The sequence below is a fragment of the Chryseobacterium sp. AC405b genome (genome assembly GCF_979258685.1).
Genome location: NZ_OZ409877.1, coordinates 608,128 through 624,606 on the forward strand (window position 1 = coordinate 608,128; position 16,479 = coordinate 624,606).

General features: G+C 33.9%; 17 protein-coding genes and 1 pseudogene. 11 read left to right on the forward strand and 7 right to left on the reverse strand.

Features of this window, described 5'->3' with window-relative positions:
• Positions 1-22: 22 nt before the first annotated feature.
• The 5 genes from accC to ACZZZA_RS02975 all read left to right on the forward strand — a co-directional run bounded on the left by accC (position 23) and on the right by ACZZZA_RS02975 (position 4,320).
• The gene (gene accC, locus ACZZZA_RS02955) at positions 23-1,378 is read left to right on the forward strand and encodes an acetyl-CoA carboxylase biotin carboxylase subunit (protein ID WP_463429727.1); all 1,356 of its coding nucleotides are present in this window, start codon (positions 23-25) and stop codon (positions 1,376-1,378) included.
• Between the two features lie 106 nt (positions 1,379-1,484).
• A complete protein-coding gene (gene rocD, locus ACZZZA_RS02960) occupies positions 1,485-2,729 on the forward strand; it encodes an ornithine--oxo-acid transaminase (protein WP_463429728.1) in 1,245 nt (414 codons plus the stop codon).
• Positions 2,730-2,735: 6 nt separating this feature from the next.
• On the forward strand, positions 2,736-3,533 hold the full coding sequence (locus ACZZZA_RS02965; RefSeq protein ID WP_463429729.1) for a glycosyltransferase family 2 protein: 798 nt from the start codon (positions 2,736-2,738) through the stop codon (positions 3,531-3,533).
• Between the two features lie 3 nt (positions 3,534-3,536).
• A complete protein-coding gene (locus ACZZZA_RS02970; protein WP_463429730.1) occupies positions 3,537-3,671 on the forward strand; it encodes a glycosyltransferase in 135 nt (44 codons plus the stop codon).
• Positions 3,646-4,320: a galactosyltransferase-related protein gene (locus ACZZZA_RS02975; protein ID WP_463429731.1), complete on the forward strand. Its 675-nt coding sequence runs from the start codon at positions 3,646-3,648 to the stop codon at positions 4,318-4,320. Before ACZZZA_RS02970 ends, ACZZZA_RS02975 begins: the two co-directional genes overlap by 26 nt.
• 71 nt (positions 4,321-4,391) lie before the next feature.
• On the opposite strand, the gene ACZZZA_RS02980 is transcribed toward ACZZZA_RS02975, so the two are convergent.
• The gene (locus tag ACZZZA_RS02980) at positions 4,392-4,646 is read right to left on the reverse strand and encodes a hypothetical protein (protein WP_463429732.1); all 255 of its coding nucleotides are present in this window, start codon (positions 4,644-4,646) and stop codon (positions 4,392-4,394) included.
• A gap of 213 nt (positions 4,647-4,859) precedes the next feature.
• Here ACZZZA_RS02980 and ACZZZA_RS02985 point away from each other — a divergent pair, with 213 nt between their 5' ends.
• Complete coding sequence (locus ACZZZA_RS02985; RefSeq protein ID WP_463429733.1) at positions 4,860-5,960, forward strand: glycosyltransferase family 61 protein; 1,101 nt, start codon at positions 4,860-4,862, stop codon at positions 5,958-5,960.
• A 216-nt stretch (positions 5,961-6,176) separates the two neighbouring features.
• Entirely contained in the window at positions 6,177-7,082 is a 906-nt protein-coding gene (locus tag ACZZZA_RS02990) for a glycosyltransferase family 2 protein (protein WP_463429734.1), read from the forward strand.
• Positions 7,083-7,096: 14 nt separating this feature from the next.
• Here ACZZZA_RS02990 and ACZZZA_RS02995 read toward each other — a convergent pair whose 3' ends face one another.
• Complete coding sequence (locus ACZZZA_RS02995) at positions 7,097-7,441, reverse strand: phosphomannose isomerase type II C-terminal cupin domain (RefSeq protein WP_463429735.1); 345 nt, start codon at positions 7,439-7,441, stop codon at positions 7,097-7,099.
• Between the two features lie 12 nt (positions 7,442-7,453).
• Positions 7,454-8,284, reverse strand: coding sequence for a glycosyl transferase family 90 (locus tag ACZZZA_RS03000; protein WP_463429736.1), 831 nt, complete (start codon positions 8,282-8,284; stop codon positions 7,454-7,456).
• Between the two features lie 178 nt (positions 8,285-8,462).
• Between ACZZZA_RS03000 and gltX the strand changes: the two genes are divergently transcribed.
• Together gltX and ACZZZA_RS03010 are read left to right on the forward strand one after the other, a co-directional pair.
• Positions 8,463-9,971 (forward strand): glutamate--tRNA ligase, encoded by a 1,509-nt coding sequence (gene gltX / locus ACZZZA_RS03005; RefSeq protein ID WP_463429737.1) that lies wholly within the window; start codon positions 8,463-8,465, stop codon positions 9,969-9,971.
• 47 nt (positions 9,972-10,018) lie between these two features.
• Positions 10,019-10,975 (forward strand): acetyl-CoA carboxylase carboxyltransferase subunit alpha, encoded by a 957-nt coding sequence (locus ACZZZA_RS03010; protein WP_463429738.1) that lies wholly within the window; start codon positions 10,019-10,021, stop codon positions 10,973-10,975.
• A 44-nt stretch (positions 10,976-11,019) separates the two neighbouring features.
• Here the strand turns inward: ACZZZA_RS03010 and ACZZZA_RS03015 are convergent, their stop codons facing one another.
• The 3 genes from ACZZZA_RS03015 to ACZZZA_RS03025 all read right to left on the reverse strand — a co-directional run bounded on the left by ACZZZA_RS03015 (position 11,020) and on the right by ACZZZA_RS03025 (position 14,047).
• A complete protein-coding gene (locus tag ACZZZA_RS03015) occupies positions 11,020-11,757 on the reverse strand; it encodes a hypothetical protein (protein ID WP_463429739.1) in 738 nt (245 codons plus the stop codon).
• Between the two features lie 95 nt (positions 11,758-11,852).
• Positions 11,853-12,443: a DUF6705 family protein gene (locus ACZZZA_RS03020; RefSeq protein ID WP_463429740.1), complete on the reverse strand. Its 591-nt coding sequence runs from the start codon at positions 12,441-12,443 to the stop codon at positions 11,853-11,855.
• Between the two features lie 11 nt (positions 12,444-12,454).
• The gene (locus ACZZZA_RS03025) at positions 12,455-14,047 is read right to left on the reverse strand and encodes a hypothetical protein (RefSeq protein ID WP_463429741.1); all 1,593 of its coding nucleotides are present in this window, start codon (positions 14,045-14,047) and stop codon (positions 12,455-12,457) included.
• 160 nt (positions 14,048-14,207) lie between these two features.
• Between ACZZZA_RS03025 and ACZZZA_RS03030 the strand changes: the two genes are divergently transcribed.
• Positions 14,208-14,591, forward strand: coding sequence for a helix-turn-helix domain-containing protein (locus ACZZZA_RS03030; RefSeq protein ID WP_463429742.1), 384 nt, complete (start codon positions 14,208-14,210; stop codon positions 14,589-14,591).
• A gap of 52 nt (positions 14,592-14,643) precedes the next feature.
• Here ACZZZA_RS03030 and ACZZZA_RS03035 read toward each other — a convergent pair whose 3' ends face one another.
• Positions 14,644-15,345, reverse strand: coding sequence for a DUF6759 domain-containing protein (locus ACZZZA_RS03035; protein WP_463429743.1), 702 nt, complete (start codon positions 15,343-15,345; stop codon positions 14,644-14,646).
• 146 nt (positions 15,346-15,491) lie between these two features.
• On the opposite strand from ACZZZA_RS03035, the pseudogene tsf reads away from it, so the two are divergent.
• Positions 15,492-16,320, forward strand: a pseudogene (gene tsf / locus ACZZZA_RS03040) (translation elongation factor Ts).
• Positions 16,321-16,479 lie beyond the last annotated feature (159 nt).

The following is a 16,479-nucleotide window of genomic DNA, read 5'->3' on the forward strand; positions in this document are numbered from 1 at the left end:
TAAAATTTAAAATTTCAGAGAGATGTTCAAAAAAATATTAATTGCCAATCGTGGCGAAATTGCAATGCGTATTTTACGTACTTGTAAAGAAATGGGAATCAAAACTGTTGCGGTATACTCTACTGCCGATAAAGACAGTCTTCATGTAAGATTTGCTGACGAAGCCGTTTGTATCGGTCCGCCAATGAGCAAAGATTCTTACCTGAGAATTCCAAACATTATAGCTGCGGCAGAAATCACTAATGCTGACGCAATTCACCCAGGTTACGGTTTCTTGTCTGAAAACGCAAACTTCTCAAGAATCTGTCAGAAAAACGGTATCAAATTTATTGGTGCAAGTCCTGAACAAATCGAGAGAATGGGAGACAAAGCGAATGCTAAAGCGACCATGAAAGCTGCAAATGTACCTTGTGTACCTGGTTCTGAAGGATTAATAGAATCTTACGAACATGCAGTAAAAACGGCTGAAGAAACAGGATATCCTGTCATGATCAAAGCGACTGCCGGTGGCGGTGGTAAAGGAATGAGAGCCGTTTGGAAAGCTGAAGATCTTAAAGAACACTGGGAATCTGCAATTCAGGAAGCGGTTGCAGCCTTCGGAAACGGTGGTATGTATATGGAAAAACTGATTGAAGAACCAAGACATATCGAAATTCAGGTTGCAGGTGACCAATATGGTAAAGCCTGTCACCTTTCTGAAAGAGACTGTTCTGTACAAAGAAGAAATCAAAAATTGACTGAAGAAACGCCTTCTCCTTTCATGACTGACGAACTTCGTGAGAAAATGGGTGATGCAGCGGTAAAAGCAGCAGAATTTATCGGTTACGAAGGTGTAGGAACCATTGAATTCCTTGTTGATAAGCACAGAAATTTCTATTTCATGGAAATGAACACCAGAATACAGGTTGAACATCCAATTACCGAGCAGGTAATTGATTATGATCTGATCAGAGAGCAGATACTTTTAGCGGCAGGAACTCCAATTTCAGGAATCAATCATTATCCGAAATTGCATTCAATTGAGTGTAGGATTAATGCGGAAGATCCTTATGCTGATTTCAGACCTTCTCCGGGGAAAATCACAGGATTAAATATTCCTGGCGGTCACGGAATCAGAGTTGACACTCACGTTTATTCCGGATACACCATTCCTTCTAACTATGACTCAATGATTGCTAAATTGATTACCACGGCACAAACCCGTGAAGAAGCGATTGCAAAAATGAAGCGTGCTTTGGAAGAATTCTATGTAGAAGGTGTGAAAACAACTATTCCTTTCCACAGACAGTTGATGGAAGACGAAGCTTATCTTTCAGGAAACTACACTACAAAATTCATGGAAAGTTTTGTAATGGATAAGAAATATGATAATCACTAAGATTAGTTTTTTTAAATAATTTCAAAACTGCCTCAATTTGGGGCAGTTTTTTTTCGCATTCGCCTTTCTCATATTAAATTATTAACTTTGTCAAAAAGCAAAAACAATGTCAACAGCAGAACAAACCAAGAATTCACAGTATTTCATTGAACTCGAAGAAAAACATGGCGCACACAATTATCATCCGCTTCCTGTGGTTTTAGATAAAGGTGAAGGTGTTTTTGTGTGGGATGTTGAAGGTAAAAAATATTATGACTTTCTTTCGGCTTATTCCGCTGTTAATCAAGGCCATTCTCATCCAAAAATTGTGGAAGCTTTAGTTAATCAAGCTAAAACATTAGCTCTAACGTCAAGAGCATTTTACAATTCCAGTTTAGGAGAATACGAGAAAAAAATCACAACACTTTTCGGTTTTGATAAAGTTTTGCCGATGAACTCAGGAGCTGAAGCGGTAGAAACTGCCGTAAAATTAGCCAGAAAATGGAGTTATGAAGTCAAAGGAATTTCAGAAAATGCAGCAAAGATTGTTGTTTGTGAAAATAATTTCCATGGAAGAACCACGACAATCGTTTCTTTCTCGAATGATCCTGATGCCAACAAAAATTATGGTCCTTTTACACCCGGATTTGTAAAAATCCCTTATAATGATCTCTCTGCTTTAGAAGAAGTTCTGAAAAATGATGCTCAAAATATTGCTGCATTTTTGGTTGAACCGATTCAGGGAGAAGCCGGAGTGTATGTTCCAGATGACAATTTTCTGAAAAATGCTTCAGAATTGTGTAAAAAATACAATGTTCTTTTCATTGCTGACGAAGTTCAAACAGGAATTGCACGAACTGGTCGTTTAATTGCTTGTCATCACGAAAATGTACAACCCGATATTCTGATCTTAGGAAAAGCACTTTCAGGAGGAATGTATCCTGTTTCAGCAGTTTTGGCGAACGACGAAATCATGAATGTAATCAAACCTGGACAGCACGGCTCAACTTTCGGAGGAAACCCTATTGCTTGTGCAGTTGCCATTGCCGCTTTAGATGTTGTAGAAGAAGAAAATCTTTCGGAAAGAGCGGAAGAGCTTGGTCAATTATTCAGATCAGAAATTGAAAAAGTGATTGAAAAGTCTGATCTAATTACCAAGGTAAGAGGAAAAGGTTTGTTAAATGCCATTTTAATTAACGATAAACCAGAGAGTTCAACTGCCTGGAATCTTTGTTTAAAATTAAAAGAAAACGGATTATTAGCAAAGCCAACCCATGGAAATATCATCAGATTAGCTCCGCCATTGGTAATTACAGAAGAGCAGTTGTTGGATTGTGTGAGAATAATAGAGAAAACAGTTTTGGAGTATTAATGCATTATGAAGATTTCACTTTTAATTTCAACATACAATTGGCCGGAAGCTTTAGACTTATGTCTAAAAAGTGTGCTAAATCAAAAGGTACAGCCATTAGAAATTTTAATTGCCGATGATGGTTCTACATCTTCCACAAAGCATGTTGTTGAACGGTATAAGAAATTATCAAAAATCCCCATCATCCATATCTGGCATGAAGATCAAGGCTTTGAACTCGCTAAAATCAGAAATAAAGCTATAGCCATAGCTAAAGGAGATTATATTGTACAAATAGATGGAGATTTGATCCTTCATCCTTATTTTATAGCAGATCATAGAGATTTTGTAAAGCCTAACTCATTTGTAAGAGCAAGCAGAATATACATAGACCCCGTTTTATCCAAAAAAAAATTAAATAATAAAAAAATTGGCATTAATCCTTTTGCAAAGGGAATTACCAATTTTTTCAGTTCGTTCAGAATACCTTTATTATGGAGGAAATTTGAATCGAACTATAAAAACAGTGGTGATGAGCGTTGGGAAATTCATGGATGCAATATGGCTTTTTGGAAGAAAGACGCTATTGAAGTGAATGGTTATAATGAAGATTTTAAAGGCTGGGGTCCGGAAGATAAAGAATTTGTTGCACGACTTTTGAATGCTGGAAAAGAAAAAAGATTTCTGAAGCTGGGTGGTTTAGTATTTCATATTCATCATCCCATCAACCAAAAAGAAAACTTAAAAAAAAATGAACTTATTTTTGAAAACACTAAAAAAAATGGTATAAAGTGGTGCGAAAATGGCATCAATCAATATCTTTAGAATATGAAAGTTGCTTTATTGATTTCTACATATAATTGGAAAACAGCCTTGGATCTTGTCTTACAATCTGTACAAAAGCAGAATATACTTCCTGACGAAATCTTAATTGCTGATGACGGGTCAAAAGAAGAATACTAAAAATCTTATTGAGAGCTGGAAGTCAAAATTTACCATTCCTGTGAAGCACTTTTGGCACGAAGATAATGGCTTTAGAAAAACAATAATTTTAAATAAAGCTATCAAAGGAAGTGACGCAGATTACATTATTCAGATTGATGGAGATATAATTTTGAGTCCTAAATTTATTCAGGATCATATTCATGAACTGGAAAAAGGATTTTTCCTCAATGGGAGTCGCGCATTGATCAATGAAGAAAACACTAAAAAACTTCTAGAATCTGGAGTTCTTGATCTAAAACAAGCCAAAAAAAATATTAAAAATAAGATAAATGCAACCCGCTTACCGCTGTTATCTAAATTTTTCAGAAAAGATCATATTAAATCTGATAATGTAAAAGGATGTAATTTTTCTTTCTGGAAAAATGATTTTATTGCCGTAAATGGGTATAATAATGAAATGAATGGTTGGGGACATGAAGATATTGAGCTGGCTGGCCGGCTGAATAATATTGGGATAAAACAGCGTCGCCTGAAAATGAAAGCGGTGTGCTATCATCTCCATCACTTCTATTTTGACAGGCAAAACGAGAATAAAAATTTTAACACTTACAAAAATGTTGTTGAAAATAAAATTATAACTTGCGAGAATGGTTATAGACAGAGCTAAAAACTCTCTGCAAAACATTTGTTCATATCACTTCTTGAGAATTTTAAATAAATAACATGAATGATCATAAATTATTTATCATGGAATTTTTCTAAAAGTGTTAAATTTGAATCAGGTTTAATATCAATCGCCGATAGAGAGAATTTACCCGTTGTCCCAAAAGAATTTATTGTACACTCTACAAAAATTTGGAAATTCTCATTTTGATGTGCATTAGATACTTGTTGTTGCCGGTAAATAGAAGCCACCACAATGGCAATAAAAAGTTTATTTAGCCCCCAAATATTGGGCGCTACATCCCCTAAAAGTACTGAAAAACCATGCATACTCTATAATGTAATGCAGTACAAATATGTATAGTCTACGACGCAAATGGTGAGAAAGGTTATATCAGAGATTATAATGTATTTGTTAGAAAGAAAAAAATGAGTAAACACGATATAAAAAAAAGGCACCGAATACTACTTTGGAAAAAGATAAAGTATTCTATAAAATCTTATTTTATAAAACCAAAGGCACTTTTTGTTGATTTTTTACCATTGGAACTTATAAACGATGATTTTTGCACTATTCAGACTATTGTAAAACCATCAGTAAAAATAAAAACATATCTTCCTAAAAGAATATTGGAGGAGCAAAAATATGTAGAAACCTATACACCGGAGATCAAAATTTTTTTACTAAAAAATGTAATGATAACAGGCAATTCTTCATTCTTTGTAGCATTAAATAAAAATAAGATTTTTTACGAAAAACTGCATACTGATAATAGGTCCATTTATCTTTATGAAGATAGAAATTTAGGATTCCATTCACATTCTTTAGCTAAAATAAGAAATTATGACATCAAAGAATATCCTTATGACGCAATATATTTTGGAGGGATTTTCACATATAATTATTATCACTTTTTGATTGACATTCTTTCTAAGACACAATTTATAGAATCTGTCCCAAATTCTAAATCGTTAAAAATAGTTTTAGATTCTTCTATCAGGGAAAATGAAAACTTGAAAACCGTTGCCCAATTTTTCTTAAAAGATTATGATGTAGAATATCTCGAAAACGAGTATTTCCACTCCTTTAAAAATCTATGGTTTATCAACACTCCCAACCCAACCATTCCGAATGTTATGGATGGAACTAAATATGAGGCAGATTTTACAAAGATTTCTCCAGAGTCAATTGATTATATCCGCAAAACCTGTTTTGCAAATTATAATATTGAAAAAGTAAATGTAAAGACTGTCTTAAAAGTATTTATTGCAAGAAAATCTGTATTTAGAAAATATAATGAAGATGAGCTATTAAATATTGCTAAAACCTATGGTTTTGAACCAGTATATTTTGAAAATCTTAATATTCATGAGCAGATATATATCATGAATAATGCCGATTATATCATCGGTGCAAGTGGAGCAGCATGGACAAATCTTTTGTTTTCTAAACCAAATAGCAAAGGTCTCACATGGCTGGGAACTGTTTGGGGAGATTTTTCTGTATTTTCCACGATTGCAACATTGGTTAATTTTAATTTATATTATCTTCGAAATGAGAGCAAAACTCAGAATTTCCATGAAGATTATACAATAAATCCACAACTTTTTGAAGAGCATATTATCAAACTATTAGAAATATGATAAAAATACATGAAACTACTTTAAAAATCAGAACTTCAATTGGTGCCAATTCTACTATTCTTTCCACAAAATTCTGAAAGGTTTCCAAAGTGGATGTATCAGCTGACAGAACAAAATAAAAATTTTTAAAAGAATCTTGGTCAGTATATTGGTATTAAATACAGCTGCCCATGGTTTAGAAATTGAATATATTATAGAAACCCTAAATCGTTTTTAATGAGCAAAAAACCATTAGTAAGCCTGATTATCATAACAATGAATCATGAAAGATTTATTGAGCAGGCATGCCGTTCAGCCGTTTCTCAAACCTATCAGAATCTAGAGATTATTCTGTTGGATAATAATTCTAATGATGAAACATTTAACAAAGCAAAAACGATACTCTCAGATTGTAAAACTCCCCATAAATTAATACAAAATACAGAATGTTATGGCATTGCAAAAAACCTGAACATTCTTGTTTCTTATGCCTCGGGCGACTATGTAACCATTCTTTCGGGTGATGACTGGCTCCCTGAAAACAGCATTGAAGAGAAAATAAAGTTTCTTAGCGAGCAGAAAGTTGATTTTGCCTTATCTGACGGCTACAGATATATTCAGAATGAAAATAAAACCGTTAATGCTTATTCTGAAAAAGCTAAAAGAAAAATCATCAACAATCTCGACCAGTTTTTCCACATCAATCTTACGCATAACGAACCTTTTAATGTCGGTGTTATTGTTAAAAAAGAACTTCTCGTAAAACACCCTTTCGATGAAGAAGTATATGCCGAAGACTGGGATATGAATTTAAGGCTAACTTTTTTGGGTTATAAAATAGGATTTATCGACAAAAAACTATTTTATTATAGAATTTTACCTCAAAGTTTATCCAAAAACTGGGATTTAATGGAAATCTCCTATAAGAAAATAACTGCAAAATATATGGATTATATTAATGCAGACAAAAAGCTGAAAAAGAACTATGAAATCAATTTGCTTAGATACAAATTTGAGAAAAGGTTATCAGGCATCACTTCAGAATCAGAAAGAAAAAAACTGATAAAACAGTGGAAAAAAGAAAAATATAAAATAAAATACAACCAGCCGATATTGTTTTTCAAGTTGTTACTCTTAAAATAATCGCTTGAAAAAAATTATTCTCTCTCATACTCATCCTCCAATCTCACAATATCATCCTCACCAAAATAAGTTCCGGTTTGCACTTCTATAAATACAAGAGGTTTATCAGAAAAATTCATTATTCTGTGTTTGGAACCTTGTGGAATAAAAACACTTTCACCGTAGGAGAGATGAATCTCTTTTTCATCTAAAATAACCACGGCTTTTCCTTCCACGATAGTCCAAAACTCTTGTCGGTGATGATGGTACTGGTAAGAAAGCTTTTGCCCGGGATTTACTTCAATTTTTTTAAGTTTATAAGTAGATTCGTCCTCCAAAACATAATATTTCCCCCATGGTCTCTCGTCTATTTCTAACATAATGACAAATTTTCAACGAATGTAATTAAAATACTTTTGTAAAACCAAAATCGAAATTAAATTTTCTACATTTTTATTATTAAACTGAGCTCTGTATTCTTTAGCATTTTGTATAATTTCTTGAGCTTCAGCCTCGTGATCAATATAATATTGTAGTTTTTCTTCAAGATTGCTATAATCTTCACTGATTCCTATAAAGTGTTCATCAGGTCTCAACGTACCTTCCATATACCAAGTTTCCATCTTGAGTTGCGGAGATACTGCGATAGAATTTGAAGACATAATCCACTTCAGATTTGTTGCTACATCATTACCTTCTAAACTGAGGATAAACTTACTTTTAAGATGATCTGCAATACTTATTTTTGGTTTTATCCATGCAGGGTTACCGCCATTTTTATTTACCTGCCCTAGATCACACAATGTATTATTAAAGTGATTTTTATAAAATTTAATTCGATGCTCCTGAAAAACAGCTGCCCTTCCAATCATTTTATCTTCTTTTTGAGAATAGTTTAAAGAATCATGTACAGAAACGAAATGTCTGACCTTATCTAAATTTAACAGGATATTATTTTCATTATTCCCGTTGATGGGACGGCTCTTTGTAATCATCGGAAAATTCAAGATGGTATTGATGTCACCAAATGCAAAATCAATCAAATGATTTTCAGGAAAATATCTTGCGTATTCATACGTGTCAAAATAATATGCTTTAGGAGTTTTGGGTTTAAGCAAATCTCTAATGCGTGTACCCTGATGGGCAACCTCTGTCGGGGAATGTATTTTATTATAATAATCTACTCTTCTTTCAACATTATTGAGCTCTTCTTTAGAAAGCACGCTATAAAGTTTATTTATTTTTTTTTCTAATGATTTTACAGGAAATATACCCCTTGTAAAACCCTGAATATAAAAGGATAATTTATTTTTTTTTATAACCCTGGTCATGATACATAATATAAATCAAAAATACGTTAATCTATTCATTTTTCTTAGATTTGCACTATAATTTCAATAAATGAGTAAAGTAAGAGTCCGTTTTGCACCAAGTCCTACGGGACCATTGCATTTGGGAGGTGTAAGAACTGCGTTGTATGATTATCTTTTTGCTAAAAATCAAGGTGGTGAATTTGTTTTGAGAATCGAAGATACCGATACAGCAAGATATGTAGAAGGAGCCGAAGATTACATTGAAGAAGCTTTAGAATGGTGCGGAATCATCCCGGACGAAAGCCCAAAAAAAGGTGGAAAATTTGCCCCTTATAGACAATCTGAAAGAAGGGAAATATATGACAGATACACAGAGCAGATTTTAAAAACAGACTACGCTTATATTGCTTTTGATACCGCTGAAGAACTGGATGCTATCCGAGCCGAGTATGAAGCAAAAGGAGACGTTTTTTCTTACAATAATATTTCGAGAAACAGTTTAAGAAACAGTCTTGCCCTCTCTGAAGACGAAGTACAGCAACTTCTGGATAAAAAAATTCCTTATGTTGTAAGATTCAAAATGCCGGTCGACAGAACTTTAGGTTTAGTAGACATTATCCGAGGAAATTCTGCTGTAAATACCAACACTTTAGACGATAAAGTTTTAGTAAAAAACGATGGAATGCCTACTTACCATTTCGCCAATATCATTGATGACCATGAAATGGAAATTTCTCACGTTATCCGTGGTGAAGAATGGTTACCCTCTTTAGGTCTTCATATTTTATTATATGAAGCAATGGGTTGGGATGCTCCTGAGTTTGCGCATCTTTCTTTAATTTTAAAACCTGAAGGAAAAGGGAAATTAAGCAAAAGAGACGGTGATAAATTCGGATTTCCGGTATTTCCTTTAAATTTTAAAGACGCCGAAACCGGAAATATTTCTAAAGGTTTTCGAGAAGAAGGTTATCTTCCGGAAGCTTTCATCAATATGGTCGCACTTTTAGGCTGGTCTCCTGCTGATGATAAAGAAATTTTGTCTCTGGAAGAAATGGCAAAAGAATTTGATTTAAATAAGGTTCACAAGGCCGGAGCAAGATTCAGCAAAGAAAAAGCAGAATGGTTTAACCATCAGTATATTCAATCAAAATCGGATGAAGAATTACTTCAAATTTTAAAAAATTCAGATTTAAATTTAAATATTGAGGATGAAAAATTATTAAAAATTATTCATCTTATGAAAGAGAGAGCAACCTTCCCGAGAGATATTTACGAAAACGGAAAATTCTTTTTCGAAGCACCCACTTCTTATGACGAAAAAGCTTCTAAGAAAGCCTGGAACGATGAAACCTCAACTCTTTTGACTGAATTTTCAGTCATGCTGAGCGATATAGAAGCATTCATTTCAGAAAACGTTAAGCAAAGCTTACATGATTTTGCAGAAAATAAAGGCATTGGTATGGGAAAAGTAATGATGCCTCTGCGTTTAGCTTTGGTTGGAGAACTGAAAGGACCAGATGTTCCTGATATTCTGGAACTCGTTGGAAAACAAGAAAGTATTGCAAGAATAAGCAATGCTATAAATAATTTTAAATAAATTTTCATAATTTTTCATACATTTGAAAGATTTAATTTACTTCAAGAATGGAATATTTAAGTTTCGAACTTCCTATAAAAGAGCTGATGGATCAGTATCAAACCTGTTCATTGGTAGGAGAAGAAAGTGGTGTTGATGTAAAATTAGCATGCAGTCAGATCGAGGATAAGATTATAGATACCAAAAAACAAATCTATGGTAATCTCACCCCTTGGCAAAGAGTACAGTTATCGCGTCATCCTGATCGCCCTTATACCATAGATTATATCAATGGTATGGTAGACAATGGAAGTTTTCTGGAACTTCACGGTGACAGAAACTTTGCAGATGATCCTGCAATGATCGGAGGTTTGGCTACATTAGATGGTCAAAAAGTAATGATCATCGGTACTCAAAAAGGGAGAACCACCAAAGAAAGACAACACAGAAGATTCGGGATGCCAAATCCTGAAGGATACAGAAAGGCTTTAAGACTGATGAAGCTGGCTGAAAAGTTTAGAATTCCTGTAATCACTTTAGTTGATACACCGGGAGCTTATCCGGGATTAGAAGCTGAAGAAAGAGGACAAGGTGAGGCCATTGCGAGAAATATTTTTGAAATGACCATGCTTAAAACTCCTATTTTCACTTACATTATCGGTGAAGGAGCGAGTGGCGGAGCTCTGGGAATTGGTGTCGGTAACAAAGTTTATATGCTTGAAAACACTTGGTATACGGTAATTGCACCGGAAAGCTGTTCTTCTATCTTATGGCGAAACTGGGATCACAAAGAAGACGCTGCAAACGCATTGAATCTGACTCCAAAAGATGCTTTAAGAGAAAAATTCATTGACGGAATCATCGAAGAACCACTTGGTGGAGCGCATTACGACCCGGAAACTACCTATTTAAATTTAAAAGCTTCAATTTTACAAAACATCAAAGCTTTTTCAAAATTCACAGGCAAAGAACTGGAAACCCAAAGACAAGATAAGTTTATTGCGATGGGGCAATTTAAAGGATAAAACAAAAAAGGTAGCTGAGAAATTTAGCTACCTTTTTTATTTATTTAATCAGATGCAATTTCTATATATTTTATTGTCTTGTTCCAATAAAAGTTATAGTATCTGTCATTAAAAACACCAGTAGGGTTTAGTCCATATTTTTTTAAATCTTTATAATTTATCGAATTGTTCCAATAGATTATCATATCAATTTCTGAATTGCTTGCATGAGTTTTATCTACGTAAGTAATACGAGTGAAAGATATTTTTCTTTTATCTGTTGTATTTTGAACTTTTATTGGAGTGAGAGGTCTTATAATATAAGATAAATCAGCAAACGAAATATTTTTTGATAATGCTTTTTTATCAAGTTTTCTTTTTACAAATCCTTTTATATTTAGTATCGGTTTATAGTATTCATCGGGGAAATAAATTTTCTTGCCTTCTGATATTCTAATATCTTTGATTTTTAAATTTCTAAATTCTTTTTTGCTATTAAATTCAATTTTTTTCCCTTTACAAGTTGCCATATTTTCATCATATGGAGAATTCATCCATACTATTTCTAAAATATTTTTCCCAAAATTGAAATCAGTTTGCATACTATAGGTGAAGTTGTGGCAAGTAAAAGCATTTGGCTTGATTTTAAGACCTTTATAAAGGTTTGAAAAAGGTTTACCAACAAAATTATCTTTATTCGCTTCAATTTCCTTTAAATAAATTAATGTACCAAACTGCTGTGCCCTACTTTTAAAAATAAAAAGCAAGGCACAAAAAACAGCTATTTTAAAATTGATCGTCACTTATCTATACACAATTATATCTTAATAATCTTGCTTCCATAAATGCTTTTTCCCCACTGGTAAAGTAAAAACCATTTTTTCAGAGGTTTTTTACTTTACTGTTTTGTCAGATAAATATTTTTTTCTGTTGGAATTGTAGATTTAAAATTTGGTGGGCAAACTCCCAATACCATATCTGTATCTGATATATAAAACATTTCCATTTGATTAGGTTGGTTAGGCTTTACACCGGCATACAGTGTCCCAGAATTAATACAACCTGATGGATTTGGACCAGAAAAAAGCAATTTATAATAATCTAAATCTCTTTGAAAACCCAAACCTGAAAAATGTGTTTGCTTGTCATCCGGTTCTTCGAAATTATCGAAAATTGTAATTGATGGAGTTCCTGTGGTTTTTATTTTTAATCTTCCGACTAAAATATCACTTTTTCGCTCAGATAATGTTAGATCCTGATATAATCCTTTTTTGAATTGAACTTCATAAGTTTTTCCATCGTGAGTCCCTTTCCATGTACCAATATATTTGTCTAAAGAATTATTGATGTCTTTCTCATACGTCCAGTTATCCGGACAAGGAAATGGCGGATTTTCCTGACTGCATTGAGCTATTGTTTCTAATGATACAATCTGTGCTCTGCATGATAGAGTAAATAATAGAGTGATTATTAATAATAAGTATTTCATAAGATTTGTTTTTAATTAGGACAATTTATTTCTTCTGTTGTTGTTTTATCAGCATTAAGCTTAATTTCTGTTGTTGTTCCGTCAACATTCATTCGGTACAAAGTTATTCCTTTCATATTCATTTTTTCATCCAAATATTTCAGCATATTAAATTCTAAATCTTTGGATTTTGTCATCCCCTTTCTTTTCATATATTCTTTAAAAGGATCTCTATGTGCATCAGCTTGATCTATTGTGAATGTTTTAATCTGGTATTGATTTCCTGTAAATCTTATTTGGTAGCTATCTTTGCTTGTAACCATAGTCATAAATACATCCTTTAATGGTTTACCTGTTTCTTGCGCTTTCTTAACCATCTTCATAAAGATTGATACATCTGCCGGCGAAAAAATCTTGATGCCGTCATGGTGAAATACTCCCGGACCATTAGGATTGCCGTATGAATAATCATTTACATGGGTATGCATGATCCCTACAATATCTGCATTCAACGGATCATCCAAATTCGGTGGCGTTAATGCATTTGCAACATCAGTAGCTGTTGCATTATTGAGATAAGTAAAAGTTCCATCAGCTTTTTGAGAATATCCTGTTTCTTTTTTCAATCCAGTCTTAGTTTTCAAATCTGCAGTTTTGTTGATAAAATCGGTATTTGTTCGTTGTGTTTTTATTTGCTCACAGGCACTGTTTTTTATGGGTAAACCAGGATTCAGTATTGTTGGCACACCGGTACAGGTTGTTCCATCCCCAATGTCAGTCGTGGGATCCAGAGGTCCGGTAAGAATACCGTTTCCGTTACATGTTCCTGAAATAGGAGCACCTCCCCCAGGAGTTCCCGGAGTTTGACCTATAGTAGTTCCCGGACCTGTAGAGCTGAAAGGATCTGTTCCATAAATCCAGTCACATTTGTACACAGCGACTAAGTATGGCAGAGAAGGGTTGACTGCTGTGCAGGGACCACCCATATCATCAGTAGCCTCACCATTAGAATGATGATCATTCCCATCACAAACGGTGAACTGCACTTCTTCTGTCCATCCGCAGGTAACGCCCGTAATTGTTTTACCCTGGAGATTGCCATTGTTATACGTGCCTTTTGCCAACTCAGTGATCTGTACTTTGCCATGCGTATTGATCGCTACTCCGTTTTCAGCCTGCAGCTTTTCGGCAGGAGTCAGGTTGTAGGTGATCAAAAGTTCTTTGTAAGTACCATCGGGAAGTGGTGTCAGCACAAGATTTTCTACAGCAGCATCTGCCGGTGCATTGGCTTTCGTAATATGAAAGGTGTAGGTATGGTAATTGGATCCGTTTTCTATGTAGATCACGCTTTCTGTGTCAATCGAAACTCCGTTTCCATAATTGACAATCTTCCCCTGCGCATTGGTATTGGAAAACGTCTTCAGCTTATCCTCCGCCTGTTTAATCTCAGAAAGAAGTTTTCCTTTATGCTTAGATTCATTTAAAGAAATTCTTTTGGAAGTAAGCTGAAATGCGCTCGTGTTGTGATAAGTTTCCTGTTCTGGGAGAATATCCTGTCGACAAGAATAAGTCGACAGCAGCACTGTCATCAGCAGGCAGAGCCTGAGCAATAGATTTTTTTTCATAATCATTGTGTGTTTTAATGGGTTAAATATATAAATAATTTACATGACAAAAGTGAAAAATATTTTTTGTGATACAAAACCTATTTTTGCATAGTTTACCCTATTATCGGGTAATATTGTAAGAGAAAATTATTTTATATTTGTTTATAAAATAATTGATATGACCAACAACGTTGCAGAAAAAATAAAAAGACTGAGAAAATCTAAAGGATTTTCTCAGGATGATATGGCAGAAAGAATGCATATTTCACAATCTGCATACGCAAGAATAGAAAATGGAGAAAGCCACTCCTGGGCTGCTCACATCGAAAAGTTGAGTGAAATCTTAGAAGTAAAGCCCGAAGATTTTTTAACGGATGAGACGAATAATTTTAGCAGTTTAGATCAATTGGGTGGTTTCGCTTTTCAAAATGTTGGAACTATTACTACGATAAATTCATTCTTATCTGAAAAACTTGTTGAGCAATACGAAGAACGCATCAAAGAATTAAAAGAACAGGTGCAAGAATTGAAGGAAGAACTGAGAACAGTAAAGAATAAGTAAAAAATGATATAAAAAAATAGGGTAAGAAAATTCTTACCCTATTTTTATTCTTTTAATCAGCTACATCCAGCTGTATCTCAATATCTTTATTGATCTTTTTCAAGGAAGAATATTTTGCATCGCATACCATGGTTGTCAGCACATACTCTCCTTTCTCAATCAGAATAAAATTTTGTCCTTTAGCGGGAACATCAATATTGTAATATTTTTTTCCGCTGATTTTCACAATCAATCGGCAGTTTGATTTATTCTTAATATTGATATACGCTTCCTTATCACTGGGATCATGATTGAAAATATGAGTAAGCAATGAAGCTGTTTTTTTTGATTTGTCACTGGGCTCTGCTTTTTTGCTGGTGCTTCCCACACTTGCATACGTCACATTTCTTTCGGGGGAAGCGGTTCCTGATGTATTTGAGGCTAGAACTTTACTTTTATTAAGTTCATTGTTGCTTACGATTTTTTCAATTTTACTTTTGCTTAATGGCTTAATGGTTGGTTTGGCTTCCGGTGAATTGTCTGCCATGATAATGGTAATCAGTTTTTTCTTAAAAAAATCTGATTTTGCATGACCCGGATTTTGCTTTAGAAATCCGGCAATAATTCTGGGTTCGGTAGAAGTTTCAGCTTCGGCTTCTGTATATATGATGACTGTTTCTTTTTCGGCAACTACTTTTGTTTTGGCTTTTTTCTTCTTCTGAGAGAAGCTCAGGCAGAATATGGAGAGAAAGAAGATTAGAAATATTTTTTTCATCGAGTAAAAACTTTAAAAATTTATTAAATAATACTATAACGTGAAAAGTCATTTTTTAGTTTATCATTAAAATCATTATCTTTGCACATCTTTAAATTAAACTATTAAAGTTAATCATAATTTTAAATAAAAAAATAATAAATATTATGTCTTATTCACCAGCTGCTGCAGACGTAGCAAAATTGAGAAACCAAACAGGTGCAGGTATGATGGACTGCAAGAAAGCTTTAGTTGAAGCAGAAGGAGACTTCGAAAAAGCAGTTGATATCCTTAGAAAAAAAGGACAAAAAGTTGCTGCCAACAGAGCTGACAGAGAATCTACTGAAGGAGCAGTAATTGCAAGAGTAAACGAAGACAACACTCTGGGTGCTGTAATTTCTTTAAACTGCGAGACTGACTTTGTTGCAAAAAACGAAGCTTTCGTAGAATTGGCTTATGAATTGGCAGAGATGGCAATTTTCGCTGCTACTAAAGAAGAATTATTGGCTACAGATTTCCACGGTGTAACGGTTGCTGAGAAATTAATCGAGCAAACAGGAGTGATCGGTGAGAAAATCGAGATCGGAGCATTCGAGAGAATCGAAGAGACCTTTCTTGGGAGCTTACATCCACGCTGGAAACAAAATCGCTTCTATCACTGCGCTTTCAGCTAAAGTAGACGGAGCTGACGAAGCTGCAAAATCTGTTTCTATGCAGGTTGCTGCGATGAACCCAATCGCTCTTGACGAGACTATGGTTTCTCAGGAAACGATCGATAAAGAATTGGAAATCGAAAGAGAATTGCTTGCTAAAGAAGGAAAACCTGCAAACATTATCGATAATATCCTTAAAGGTAAAATGCAGAAATTCTATAAAGAAAATACTTTGGTACACCAGTCTTTCATTAAAGATGGAGGAATGTCTGTTGCTGAATATGTAAAATCTGTAAACGGAGACTTGAAAGTTACAGGATTTGTAAGAGTAAGTTTAACTTAATCAATCTTTCAAACAATATATAATCCCGGTGAATTTTTCATCGGGATTTTTTTATTATCAAAATTAAGGATATTAACAAATTATGAAGTTTCTAATAAAATATTCACATCTGTATTAAATCTAAACAAATGTTAAAAATAATTTGTAATATTTTGATTA